The sequence below is a fragment of the Lactobacillus sp. CBA3606 genome, assembly GCF_002970935.1.
Classification (GTDB): Bacteria; Bacillota; Bacilli; order Lactobacillales; family Lactobacillaceae; genus Lactiplantibacillus.
The window spans coordinates 2,026,340-2,039,794 of sequence record NZ_CP027194.1 but is presented as its reverse complement, the minus strand read 5'-3'; the positions used below and the strand labels follow the sequence as shown (position 1 = coordinate 2,039,794).

At 45.5% G+C, this 13,455-nt stretch carries 10 protein-coding genes, 1 pseudogene and 1 riboswitch; of the genes and pseudogenes, 2 read left to right on the top strand and 9 right to left on the bottom strand.

From position 1 onward, the window contains the following. Window positions 1-82: 82 nt before the first annotated feature. The 4 genes and pseudogenes from C5Z26_RS09875 to argF all read right to left on the bottom strand — a co-directional run bounded on the left by C5Z26_RS09875 (window position 83) and on the right by argF (window position 3,224). Window positions 83-592, bottom strand: coding sequence for a QueT transporter family protein (locus C5Z26_RS09875; protein ID WP_105449792.1), 510 nt, complete (start codon window positions 590-592; stop codon window positions 83-85). Between the two features lie 8 nt (window positions 593-600). Further along, a riboswitch (PreQ1 riboswitch) is annotated at window positions 601-645 on the bottom strand. 185 nt (window positions 646-830) lie between these two features. Next, entirely contained in the window at window positions 831-1,970 is a 1,140-nt protein-coding gene (locus tag C5Z26_RS09870) for an RNA-guided endonuclease TnpB family protein (protein ID WP_105449791.1), read from the bottom strand. A 66-nt stretch (window positions 1,971-2,036) separates the two neighbouring features. Then, window positions 2,037-2,138 (bottom strand): annotated as a pseudogene (locus C5Z26_RS12830) (IS200/IS605 family transposase); the annotation flags it as partial. Between the two features lie 69 nt (window positions 2,139-2,207). Next, window positions 2,208-3,224: an ornithine carbamoyltransferase gene (gene argF / locus C5Z26_RS09860; RefSeq protein ID WP_105449790.1), complete on the bottom strand. Its 1,017-nt coding sequence runs from the start codon at window positions 3,222-3,224 to the stop codon at window positions 2,208-2,210. Window positions 3,225-3,489: 265 nt separating this feature from the next. On the opposite strand from argF, the gene C5Z26_RS09855 reads away from it, so the two are divergent. Together C5Z26_RS09855 and carB are read left to right on the top strand one after the other, a co-directional pair. Next, window positions 3,490-4,560, top strand: coding sequence for a carbamoyl phosphate synthase small subunit (locus tag C5Z26_RS09855; protein ID WP_105449789.1), 1,071 nt, complete (start codon window positions 3,490-3,492; stop codon window positions 4,558-4,560). Next, on the top strand, window positions 4,553-7,615 hold the full coding sequence (carB, locus tag C5Z26_RS09850; protein WP_105449788.1) for a carbamoyl-phosphate synthase large subunit: 3,063 nt from the start codon (window positions 4,553-4,555) through the stop codon (window positions 7,613-7,615). Before C5Z26_RS09855 ends, carB begins: the two co-directional genes overlap by 8 nt. A 98-nt stretch (window positions 7,616-7,713) precedes the next feature. Here carB and C5Z26_RS09845 read toward each other — a convergent pair whose 3' ends face one another. From C5Z26_RS09845 to C5Z26_RS09825, 5 genes are all read right to left on the bottom strand, one after another. Beyond that, complete coding sequence (locus C5Z26_RS09845; RefSeq protein ID WP_105449787.1) at window positions 7,714-8,106, bottom strand: type II toxin-antitoxin system PemK/MazF family toxin; 393 nt, start codon at window positions 8,104-8,106, stop codon at window positions 7,714-7,716. Window positions 8,107-8,365: 259 nt separating this feature from the next. Beyond that, window positions 8,366-9,493, bottom strand: coding sequence for an alanine racemase (alr, locus tag C5Z26_RS09840; protein ID WP_105449786.1), 1,128 nt, complete (start codon window positions 9,491-9,493; stop codon window positions 8,366-8,368). Beyond that, a complete protein-coding gene (acpS, locus tag C5Z26_RS09835) occupies window positions 9,493-9,855 on the bottom strand; it encodes a holo-ACP synthase (RefSeq protein ID WP_105450173.1) in 363 nt (120 codons plus the stop codon). The genes alr and acpS overlap by 1 nt, the downstream gene beginning before the upstream one ends. A 239-nt stretch (window positions 9,856-10,094) precedes the next feature. After that, a complete protein-coding gene (gene cshA, locus C5Z26_RS09830) occupies window positions 10,095-11,702 on the bottom strand; it encodes a degradosome RNA helicase CshA (RefSeq protein WP_105449785.1) in 1,608 nt (535 codons plus the stop codon). A 277-nt stretch (window positions 11,703-11,979) separates the two neighbouring features. Continuing rightward, window positions 11,980-13,356 (bottom strand): UDP-N-acetylmuramoyl-tripeptide--D-alanyl-D-alanine ligase, encoded by a 1,377-nt coding sequence (locus tag C5Z26_RS09825; protein ID WP_105449784.1) that lies wholly within the window; start codon window positions 13,354-13,356, stop codon window positions 11,980-11,982. Window positions 13,357-13,455: the final 99 nt, after the last annotated feature.

Genomic DNA, 13,455 nt, shown 5'->3' with positions numbered 1-13,455 from the left:
CTCGACAAATCGTTTACGCCTTTCAAATTAAATCGACAACAAAAACTGGTCAGACAAGTAATTGCCGACCAGTTTTTTAAAGTTACCGACTAATGCGGTCACTAAATTGTAAGATACGATTCAAACCAACCATAATGGGCGCCGTAATCGTCATGATAATGAATTCAGAAAGGGCCGTCGTTAAGTAAGTTGGCCAAAAGGCTGTCGCGCCACCAACTAGCATTAACATCCAAGCAATCATGCACATTGAAATAGTAAATAAAATAATATTTAAGACCAAGCGTTGCCAAACTTTGGTGAGTTTGGGGCCAAGCCAACTCACAACTAACAAGGCAATTAGCGATTGCGCCCCACCAAAGACCACGTTTAGTAAGCTAGCTCCCGGGCCAAAGGCATCAAATAAGATAACTCCCGCCACAATCCCCCAAATATATTTCCGGTTAAAGACGACCAGATGATTCAAGCCTTCCGAAACTCGGAATTGAATAGCGCCCGAAGCTAAGTTAAAAGCAGCCGGACCAACGGATAAAACGATATAAATAGCCGCGACTAAAGCATTAATAATCCACGGCCGAATTTTTGATTGCGTCATATTGCAAAATCCTCCTAGTTTTTTAACGTGGGATGGTTACGAACCACGTATTTTTTTACAGCGGATTCCATCGTAGCACTGGCACAACCCTATCGCAAGGGCCACTTAGCTGTGAACTACTCGGCCATGAATGACTGAGCTTCTGAGAACACTGCCAACTTACACAATAGTGCGAGCACTATGCACAGCGGTTACAGCTATTTATCACGGCTCGTTCCGAGCCTAGTTAGCCTTTTCTTTAAGCTTTTAATATATTCTTGGCGGCGTTAATGTCACGATCATGATTAACACCACAACTAGGACATGTCCATTGTCGGATAGCGAGCCCATGCTTGCCGTCATCGTAACCACAGTCAGCACAGATTTGACTAGTTTTCCTGGGGTTCACAGTGACCAGTTGCTTACCATACCAAGCACATTTATAGTCAAGTTGAGTGCGTAGTTCCCGCCAGGCTTGATTGGCAATTGCTCGAGCTAACCGATGATTGCTGAGAAGATTTTTGGTTTTCAAATCTTCAATTTTAATCACATCGTACAACGTTACCAGTTTCTTGGTGAGTTGATGCAAATAGTTATTTCGCTGATTAGCGATTTTTTCGTTATATTTGGCAACCATGAGACGCGCCTTGCGATAATTACTGAAGTCGTTCAATTCACGCGGCTCTACTACTTGATTGTGTTTATCCCACGCAATTTCTTGCATGGCTTGTAACCGACGTCGGGCTAGCCGTTTTTCCCAGTAATGTTTCTTTTGCGATAAGGCTTTATCAAAACGAATGGTGGGATATTTGACCCCATCACTGGTAATCATTAGATCCGCTACGCCCATATCAATCCCAACCGATTGCTTAGTTTTAGGCAGTTTTTGGACGTCATTATCGACTAACACAATGGCGTAATATTTGCCGGTAGCGGATAGCCGGATTGTGACATTCTTAATCTTACCGGTGAGTTGTCGGCCAGATTTAAAGGCAATATTTCCTAGTTTGGGTAATCTGATCAGGTGTTGGCTTGTTTGACTAATATTATGATTGACTGAATTAGACTGATAACTCTGTTTGGGAAACTTACGTGATTTGAACTTCGGAAAACCAACGTGTTCCTTAAATAATTTCTGAAAAGCATGATGTAAATCACGACTAACATGTAAAAGACTGGTTGATTCCGCTTGCTTGAGGAATGGGTATTCCTGTTTGAGACACTTAATCAGATCATTCATGCCAAATTCGTTGACGTAGGCGCCACCGTTATTATGGCGCTCAATCTGCATGCTCAATAGTTGGTTCCAAACAAAACGACAGCAACCAAAGTTGTTAATGATTTTTTCTTGTTGATTAATTTGAGGGTATATTCTTGTTTTAATTGCCCGCAGTGTCATCTAAAGATACCTCTCTTATTCGTCGGCCGTTGATATATTTAACAATTACTTGCTGGTTAGTGGTGCCGATAACTTTTGCGGTACATTAACTAATAAGTGGCTACAATCGTCGTGACCAATTTCCATCCGTTCAATACTAAATCCGTATTTTGAAACAATTTCTACTAAATAGACGCTACTTACAAACCAAAAAGCGATTCATCATGTCCTTGAAAGAACGTGTTTCCTCGCCTAATTTCAAAAAAGCTGGTCTGGAATGAATAAATGACCCAGACTGACTGCCATGATGGCCTTAATCGCAGGCATTCGATTCCCAGCTTCTTGAAAAATGACCGCTTGTGGCCCATTGAAGACAGCATCTGTAATTTCTACCGCAGCCAAATTAAATTGTTGTCCCAATTTTGCACCAATGACGGTTTGCTGATCATGAATTGCTGGCAAGCAATGCATCACAACCGTTGTGGTTTTCCCGGTTGCAGCAACTAAGGCCGCATTAAGCTGAAATGGCAATAATGCCTGAATGCGTTGCCCATAATCAACTTGTTCGCCCATTGATACCCAAACATCCGTATATAAGGCATCCGCCTGAGCGACAGCTTGTTGCGGATCGGCAGTAATCAGCAACTGACTCCCACTTTTAGCCGCTAGTTGTTGCGCAATCGCAACTATTTTAGGCGCCGGTTGTAAGTCGGTTGGCGCACCGATCTTGACGTTGACACCCAACATTGCACCGGTAACTAACAGACTGTTCGCCATATTATTGCGGCCATCACCGACGTAAGTTAACGTCAAACCCGCTAAATACCCAAAATGTTCTTTCAAAGTCATAAAATCCGCAATCATTTGTGTGGGATGCCAAGTATCGGTTAAACCATTCCACACTGGCACCCCACTATATTCAGCCAACTGCGTAACCGTTTTTTGGTTAAAGCCACGAAATTCAATGCCATCAAACATGCTACCTAACACTTTAGCCGTATCAATAACTGATTCTTTTTTTCCTAACTGAATATCCGCCTGTCCCAAAAACTCCGGATGGGCGCCTAAGTCATTGGCCGCAACGGTGAACGCCGAGCGCGTTCGGGTTGACGCTTTTTCAAATAACAACGCAATATTCTTACCTTGTAAATAAGGATGTGGAATATGCTGTTGCTTCAACGCTTTTAAATGAATCGCAAAATCAATTAAATAAGTTAACTCCGCTGATGTGTAATCTATTTCCTTTAAAAATGATCGACCTTCAAAATGATTCATCCAATTCACTCCACTTCCAATTGACTTAATCGTCTCATTATCACTAACATGCGCTTGTTTCACACTATATTCTAATCATCTGTCAGATGCAAGGCTTTCCTGATGAAATATTCACAAATAATGATTTTATTGAATATTATATCGTATTAAATCGTGTTTATGCATAAAATATGTATAATACACCTTGACATCCTATTAGAATAATAGTTTACTTAGCTCATACGAAAAATGATTTTAATCATTTCATTAGAAAGGTCGTGGTCGGATGGAAAAATTTTTAACATTAGCTGATGGTACGCAATGGACTGGCACCGGCTTTGGCGATCTTAACGTGCTGGGTGCGGGTCCCTTAGTTTTTAATACGGGGATGACCGGTTATCAAGAAACCATCACTGATCCTTCCTATCTCAACCAACTCATCGCTTTCACCTATCCCTTAATTGGCAATTACGGGATTGACGCTACGGTTAGTCAGGCCGCCACGATTGGCGCCCAAGCCGTTATCGTACATGAGTTAGCTGACTTTGCGGACCATTACACTAGTCGACAATCCTTAGACAACTTTTTATTAACACACCATATTCCGGGGATTCAAGCGGTGGATACACGTGCCTTAACTCACCATTTGCGGATGACCGGTACCCAACCAGCGATTCTGAGTAATCAGCCCGTTACCGACTTTGCCACCCAGCTAAAGCAGATCCCCTTAAAGCAATTAGCAGCAAAACCGTTACCAGCATGGCCCTCAACAACGCAGCACCCCCATTTAGTCTTACTGGATTTTGGTGAAAAACAAGCTATTACCACCGCATTACAAAGCCGCGGTTGCCAAGTTAGTGTGCTGTCAGCAACTAGTTCGCTCAAAACGATTATGGCCTACCATCCGGATGGCATCTTTTTATCCAATGGCCCTGGAGACCCACAAGCTTACAGCACTATTTTGCCTTTGATTCGCCAACTCGCACGTCACTATCCATTAGCTGGTATTTGTTTGGGCCATCAATTAATTGCGCTAGCCTATGGCGCTAAAACCTACCAATTGCCATTTGGACATCATGGTCTCAACCATCCCGTTCAAGCAACTGCAACTGGCAACGTCCTAATCACCGCCCAAAATCATGACTATGCGGTCGATCCAACATCGCTAACCAAAACACCCTTACAAGTTACCTACACGGAACTCAATGATGGCAGTATTGAAGGCTTGCGTTTACCCCAGGGAACCGTGATGTCCGTTCAGTTCCACCCCGAAGCACATCCTGGACCACAAGAAGCCGGCCAATTTTTTGATCAATTCATCCAAACTATTCTAAAGGAGGTCACCATTAATGCCTAAAAACACCCAGATTCAGTCAATTGCCGTAATCGGCTCCGGCCCCATTAAAATCGGTCAGGCCGCCGAATTTGATTATGCCGGCACCCAAGCCTGCCTGAGTTTAAAAGCCAACGGTTACCATGTCATTTTGATTAACTCTAATCCAGCAACTATTATGACCGACACCACGACGGCCGATGAGGTTTTCCTAAAACCATTGACCTTAGCTAGCGTCACCCAAGTGTTAGAACAGACGCACCCCGACGCCTTGTTACCAACACTAGGTGGTCAAACTGGGTTAAATTTAGCAATGGCCTTAGCCCAAGCTGGTGTTTTAGAGCGACTACATATTCAGGTCCTTGGAACCTCGCTTGCAACCATTAATCAAGCTGAAGACCGCGCGGCTTTTAAAGCGCTCATGCAGTCGCTAAAACAGCCAACACCCGCTAGTACGACGGTCCATCATGTCAAAACTGGCCTAGCATTTGCGGCTAAGATTGGTTATCCCGTCATTGTGCGACCTGCCTTTACACTTGGCGGCTTTGGCGGTGGGATTGCGACCGACGCAGCAGCCCTTACCCCAATTTTGCAACGCGGTTTGGCCTTATCACCAGTTAACGAGTGTTTAGTCGAACAAAGTATCGCTGGTTTTAAAGAAATTGAATTTGAAGTCATGCGTGATAACAGCGGCACGAAAATCATTGTTTGCAGTATGGAAAACTTCGATCCCGTCGGCATTCATACTGGTGACTCAATTGTTTACGCCCCCGCTCAGACCTTGACTGACACTGAATACCAAACTTTACGAAATGCGGCGTTAGCCATTGTCGAAGCGTTAGCGATTCGTGGTGGCTGTAACGTTCAGCTAGCCCAAGACCCGGCCAGTGCCCAGTATTACATTATCGAAGTCAATCCCCGGGTCAGTCGGTCATCAGCGCTCGCTTCCAAAGCAACCGGTTATCCAATTGCCAAAATCACGGCCGCAATTGCGATTGGCCTTAATTTAGCTGAAATTAAAAATCCAATCACTCAAACGACCTACGCCGCTTTCGAACCCGCTTTGGATTATGTCGTCGCCAAATTACCACGCTTTGCTTTTGATAAATTTCCCGCTGCGGATGCCCACCTCGGCACCCAAATGAAAGCCACTGGTGAAGTGATGGCGATTGGCACAACTTTAGAAGAAGCGACTTTAAAAGCGATAGCTTCATTAGAGACGACCATGACTTTACAAACCACCTTACAACCAGCCGCCCCCATCACCACTGCTGAATTGACGGCGGCATTGCAAGTACCTACTGATCAACGGCTATTCTACCTGTTCGCCGCCTTTGCCCAGCATTGGTCGCTAGCCAAAGTTGCTGCCTTGACAAAAATCACACCATTTTTCTTACGTAAATTGCAACACATCAGCCAATTAACCCAATTGCTCACCACTCAGCCCACCGTTAACACCCTCTTAACAGCTAAAAAATATGGATTAAGTGTCGCCACTTGCCACTACTATTCCGGTCTAGCTACCGCTGACATACAAGCGGCAACCGCCCAACAGCCAATCGTTTATCAAATGGTTGATACCTGTGCCGGCAAATTTGCCAGTACAACGCCGTATTTTTACAGTACTGCTTTCGGTCAAGTCAATGAGAGCCAGCCACTAGGACACAGCATCCTCGTCTTAGGTGCCGGCCCCATCCGTATCGGCCAAGGCATCGAGTTCGACTACACCACCGTGCATTGTGTCAAAGCGATTCAACAAGCAGGCTACCAGGCAATTGTTGTCAACAATAATCCTGAAACCGTCTCAACGGACTTTTCAAGTTCTGATAAACTCTATTTTGAACCTTTGACGGTCGAAGCCTTAATGCCGATTATCAACCTGGAACGGCCACTTGGCGTGATTGTTCAATTTGGTGGTCAAACAGCGATTAATCTGGCCCAATCATTGTCAGACTTAGGCGTGCCTATTTTGGGAACCAGTGTCGCAACAATTAACTTAACTGAAAATCGGCAGGATTTCGCCGCATTACTACATGCACATCAAATTTTCCAAGCACCGGGAACCACCGTCACCACGTGGTCAGCAGCCCTTAAAGCTGCCGCTACAATCGGTTATCCATTATTGGTCCGGCCGAGCTTTGTCATTGGAGGCCGCGCAATGGCTATCGTCCACACCGAAGCTGAACTAGCGCCCGTCATCAACACGGCCCTCACCGCTAGTACCGGCGCGCCCATTTTAATTGACCACTATTTAGCTGGTCAGGAATGTGAAGTCGACGTCTTATCCGATGGTCACGATGTTTGGATTCCCGGTATCATGGAACATGTGGAAGGCGCCGGCGTGCATTCCGGAGATTCGATTGCGGTCTACCCGCCGCAATATTTAACCCCAGCGATTCAGCAAACCATTATCCAGATTGCGACTAAACTCAGTCGTATCCTCCATTGCGTCGGTCTACTTAATATTCAATTCGTGGTCACTGCGACCAAAGTTGCCGTCATTGATGTGAATCCAAGAGCCAGTCGAACCGTGCCTTTCATGAGTAAAGTGACTAACTTACCACTCGCCCAATTGGCAACTAAGTTAATTCTGGGTCAGACTGTGGCTGAACTCGGCTTACCAACTGGTGGCTATCCGCTTGGCGACCAGATTGCCATTAAAGCGCCAGTCTTTTCCTTCAATAAATTACCAGGCATGCCAACTATTTTAAGCCCCGCGATGAAATCAACCGGTGAAACCATTGGCTTAGGCGCAACCTTTGCCAGTGCTTGGCAAGCGGCGATGACTGACAGCTATCACTTAGATACTTGGCAGCTAAGTGACGGCCTGATTACAGATGCTGCCACGATGGCACAAGCCAATTTTCAACAATGGTTAACGTTACACCCAATCCCGCTCACCGTCGTTAAAACCATCGCCGACTTACCTACCACAACCCAAGCGGTCAGCTTTTCGCTGGACCCGACCGCTCAAAATCTACTCACCAATTGGGCTTTAAATCAGGCCCAACCATTAATAACCGCCTTGGACACTTTAAAAACCCTAGTCCAAGTTACCGAAAAAACTGTTGACGCATAAGAAAAGCATTAAGACTAACCAAAAGTGGCTAATCTTAATGCTTTTTGTTCGGTTGCCCGAAACGGATCAATTATGTAAATGACTAATTCCCATGCCGATTACGATTGCATGGTACGCCGTGAACGATGCTTCGTGCGATCAGCTAATCCAACACTGACCTGAAGCGCACTATCAACCCGTTGCATCGTTTGTTCATCTAAGTGCGTTACGCGATCTTTTAGCCGTTGTTTATCTAACGTCCGAACTTGTTCCAACAGCACGACTGAATTTTTTTCAATGCCAGTATGGGCCGCATTGATGTTCACATGTGTGGGCATCTTTGCCTTTTGGACTTTCGCCGTAATTGCCGCAACAATGACAGTCGGACTGTAATGATTACCAACGTTGTTCTGTACGATTAATACCGGTCGCATGCCGCCCTGCTCGGACCCCACAACTGGCGATAAATCGGCATAAAAGATATCACCACGCTTAATATCAGCGGTGGTCATCGCCTCATCTCCCTTTAATCCTGTGACCAATTGCTAGTATGCATCTCCCCAATATACCGGTCCATCCTAGCCATTCATGCTACTCATAATAGCATGAACCCTTAGCTTTTAGCAACCGTTTACTAACCCGAAGCAGTTCTACTCGGTCCAGTAGTCGCCTTAACCTGAGATTTATGATCGTTTAACCCAGACTTCACCACTAAGCCAAGTCACCCGCAATCAACCAAAAAAACCGAGGCATTGGCCGCCCCGGCTAAGCTTAATCCGTATAAACTCGTGGCAAGCGCGTCGCCAGCCCACAGGCAATTTCATAGTGAATCGTCTGACAATAGTCGGCCATTGCTTGTAGGGTAATCGTGTTGTCACCATCAGTTCCAATCAACGTTACCTTGGTTCCCACTGCGACCTGATGTGGGAGTCGCACCATCAATTGATCCATACAGACCCGCCCGACGATTTCACAAAACTGACCATCAATTAAAACATGAAACCCTTGCAACCGCCGCTCATAGCCGTCAGCATAGCCAATCGGAACCGTCCCAATCCACTCTGGCTCACTAGCCGTATAAGTTGCGCCATAACTGACCGACTTGCCTCGGGGCAACTTTTTAACGAACGTTAAGGTCGCCGTTAATGATAATGCTGGTTGTAACGTATACGGTGCACTCAAAGCTTGACCAGCAGGATTCAAGCCATATAGTGCCACCCCAAACCGAATCAAGTTACCATTACAGGCTTGATGCCATAAGCTAGTCGCCGAGTTAGAAACATGAACATAGCGTGGCAACTCATCAACCGCTGCAATTAACTGCTTCCAAGTGGTTAGTTGTTGATTAAAATAAGTATCATCCGACTGATCAGCCGTTGCAAAATGAGTAAAGAGTCCGGCAAAATCAAACCGTTCTGGTTGGGCACGCAAGCTTGTGACCGCCGCCGCTAATTCAGCTGGCGTTTGGAAGCCAATTCTGCCCATCCCGGTATCTAATGCTAAATGCACTTGCAACGGTTGCTGAACCGCATTGGCAGCTAAGATGGTTGCCGCTTGGGTTAACCAAGCTTGCGAACCGACCGCCACTGAAATGTTTTTTTCAGCAATCAAAGGCGCATATTCTGGTTCTGTAATTCCCAACACTAAGATTGGCGCAGTTAAACCAGCCGCCCGTAAAGCCAACGCTTCATCTAAAATTGCGACACAAAAGCCAGTTGCGCCAGCCGCTTGTGCAGCCTGTGCCACTGGAATAATCCCGTGACCATAACCATTAGCCTTAACCACTGCCCATAGTTCCGTCAACGGATCTTTACGACTCATTTCTTCATTAATATTATGTTTAATTGCCTGCAAGTCAACTTTGACTTGCGTGTGGCGATGTTCCCCAATTACAACCATCACACATTGCCTCTTTCCAAAATAACTTGGGTCATGACGAGCTGATCAGTATGTGAAATCGAAACCCAGGCCGAACCATTAAATGGGTGGTGCTTAATCTCTGGTCGTCCCATCGGGTTATCTAGAATTTCAATATCTTGAAAACTGACTTGCGCACCAATTCCGGTTCCGAATGCCTTACTATAGGCCTCTTTAGCTGAAAAACGGCCCGCCAAAAATTCAATTTGGCGCTTAGCACCATAGGCGTTAAAGACGGCCAACTCGGCGGGAGTCAACACCTTACTGGGTAACTGTAACCCTTTTTGTAAAATAGTCGCAATTCGCGTTAATTCAGTTAAATCAATGCCAGTTCCGTAAATCACGTCCCCATCGCCTTTCAAAATCCAATAGTTCCAATTTACCACAGTCAGTGGCTTTGTAACAGGTCTCTCAGCACGCAATCTTTTCACGTCACCGTGAAGATCATTTAATCCCAGCATTAACATTGAATTAATAGCCTCATTTTAGCATTTTTGGCACAAAAAAAGCCGAGCAAAACGCTCGACTTTTCAATTGAACCCCGCTAATCACCGAGTTCAGTTGGTTATTTTAATGAGTTAGCTTAATCGTTCGTCCGAATCGTGAAGTTCCGCTTGCTACTTTGCTTACGGCCATCATCATGATTCCGATTATTACTGCGATTATCTTCACGGCTCCGGCTCTTATAGCCACCGCTCTTATGATCGCCATGACTATTGTCACGATCACGATTGCCACCACGATAACCGCCACGGCTATTGCCGCCACTGTTACCACCGCGACTACCGCCATTACTGCTACGATTACGGTTGCGATTGCCACCACGATAGCCGCCACTACGACGGTTACCACCACCGCCGCCTTTATGGCGAGGTAATGGGCGTTCTGGTGTGATTTTAACTGGAACGGCAGTTGCGTCGTCCTTAGTTAAGTCATTCAATAACGCCGCAACTAAATCAGTCGCATCATACTTTTGTAATAGTTCAGCTGCTTGGTCCGCATACTTTTCAGTTGCAGTCTTAGCAACTAACGTATCAACATTAGCTTCAGCGGCTGCGATTTGGCCAGCAAAGGCTTCATCGTCAGTTGGTGGCTTCAATGGTAACATCCGCTTCTTGGTTAACTTTTCGATAACCCGCAAATATTCCATTTCGTTAGGCGTTACAAAGGTTAAAGAAACCCCTTTATGTCCGGCCCGGCCAGTCCGGCCAACCCGGTGAACATAACTGTCAGGATCTTGAGGAATATCGTAGTTGTACACGTGGGTAACCCCAGAGACATCTAAGCCTCGGGCCGCAACGTCTGTGGCAACTAAGATATCCAATTGACCCGCTTTGAATTGACGCATAATTTGCGTCCGGCGTTGTTGACTTAAATCACCATGAATCCCAGCAGCGTTATAACCACGCGCTTCAAGACCCTTTGATAATTCATCAACTCGACGCTTCGTCCGACCAAAGACAATCGTTAAGTCCGGTGACTGAACATCGAATAAACGTGTCATGATATCGAATTTTTCAAATTCTTTCGCTTTAACGTAATATTGATCAACCGTATCAGCGGTCATTTCTTTTGATTTAATCTTAACGTGATGTGGTTCGTTCATGAACTGAACCCCGATGCGCTTAATTTCTGGTGGCATCGTGGCTGAGAACATCATAGTTTGACGTTCGCTAGGAACTTGTTTGATGATTGATTCAATATCATCCAAGAAACCCATGTCTAACATTTCATCGGCTTCATCTAAAACCATCATCCGCACGTGGTCTAACTTAACAGTCCCACGACGAATATGATCTAATAATCGGCCCGGCGTCCCAACAATAACTTGAGGATGCTGTTTTAAGTTTCTGATTTGACGGCGAATGTCAGCCCCGCCATAGACGACTTGCACTTTAGCGCGTTCGTCTTTACCTAACCGGAAGATTTCTTCCTGAGTTTGGATTGCTAATTCACGTGTTGGTGAAATAACTAACGCTTGGATATTGGGGTTGGCAAAATCCAACCGTTGTAGGATTGGGAGTGCAAACGCGGCAGTTTTACCTGTACCGGTTTGGGCTTGCCCAATCACGTCTTTCCCCTCAAGAACCATTGGAATGGTTTCAGCTTGAATTGGGGTTGCTTCCTCATAACCTGCTCGATTAACTGCTTTAAGTAGGCTATCAGATAAGCCTAGTTCTGTAAACTTCAAATATATTTCCTCCTAAGGATGACACCATGGGATTACTGGCAGCTAGGAAAAAATCCGTTCCCCGTGAGGCGCTGTCATGTAAGCCAACGGTCTGACTTTCAAATAGTACAACTAAATTATCATACACCGGTTATTATAAATTAGCAAGAGCGAGCCCCAGCGGTTAAAGCGGGCGTTTAACTTGGTTAAAATCATGTTAGCGTCACCACTTCCCAGCCAATCACCAGTAAGCTTGTAAACCAATTAATTAATTTACATTAATTATTTAATTTCCAGCTTAAGCTTCGAGTGCCGCTAGCACATTCTCCAAATGAATCCCATGACTACCCTTAAGTAGCACTTCATCATCGGCCGTGACAGCTTGCTTTAAATCTGCAATCAATTGCGGCTGTTCTGCCGTTGGGTAATAATGAATCGCTGCTGCCGGATACTTTGCCGTTAAGTCCTGCGCCAAGACGTGCATATGCTGCCCGTTAAGGTAGACACTCTGAATCATTGTCGGATCAAGTTCACTAGCTAAACTAGCATGTAACGCATCAGATTGACTGCCTAGTTCCAACATATCGCCTAAAACAACGATGCGTTGGCCCTTCGTTGGAATGGCGGAAAAGGCGGCCAAAACACGTTTGGCAGCGGTGGGATTAGAATTATACACATCGCTTAAGATGGCCTCACCTTGCTCGCCAGTTAACCATTCAGTCCGGTTTTCCGTTGGCACAAAACTCGCTAATGCTTTTTGCGCTGCCACTGGCCGAATATGGAACGTATCAGCGACCAATAAGGCGGCCAAGGCATTATTAACATTATAAGCGCCCATCATCGGAATCGTATACGTTTCAGTTGGCCAAAGGCTGGCTTTGAACTGGGTTGTCGCTCGGCTCGTTTGAACCGCACTACCTACTAACGTGTTGGTCGCCGCCAGCCCAAAGGTCCGCTGCCGTTGTTCAACCGTCGCACCGCGAGCGGTCAATAATGGTTCATCACCATTATAAATAAAGGCACCATCCGCCTTTAACCCGTGCACGATTTCCATCTTCGCATCAGCAATCTTGTCACGCGTGCCAAAGAATTCGATATGGGCTTCCCCAATCATCGTAATGACGGCCACATCTGGTTGCACTAACCGGCTTAAAAAGTCCAGTTCGCCAAAATGATCCATGCCCATTTCAACAACGACCACTTCCGTATTGGGTTCCATACTTAATAACGTAATCGGCACCCCAATTTGATTGTTAAAGTTGGCATGTGTCTTGGTCACGTTATATTGCGTACTCAAAACGTTGGCAATCATATCCTTAGTCGTCGTTTTGCCATTACTGCCCGTAACTGCGACGACTTTTGGATTGATTTTTTGCAAATAATACTGGCCTAATTGTTGTAAGGCGACCAATGTATCGGTGACTAAAATCACCGGCAAATCGGTTGGGGCACTAGTTGCATGATCACTAGCCCATAAAGTTGCCACCGCACCATGGTCGATGGCGCTTTGAATGAATTGGTGCCCATCATTAGCCCCGATTAGTGGGATGAATAAGTCACCTGCTTTTAGCTGACGGCTATCAAAAGCAACACCCGTTACACTAACATTTGGCCAAGCTTGAGTCATATTTTCGGCATGCACGGCCTTTGCAATTTCAGTCACTTGCATCTTCATAAAAATAAACGCTCCATTCATGGTTCTCCTATAATGGTAATAGAAAACCGTTCTTCTGACTAATTGTGCCACTATCTCGTATCGCCAATTTAATTTTGG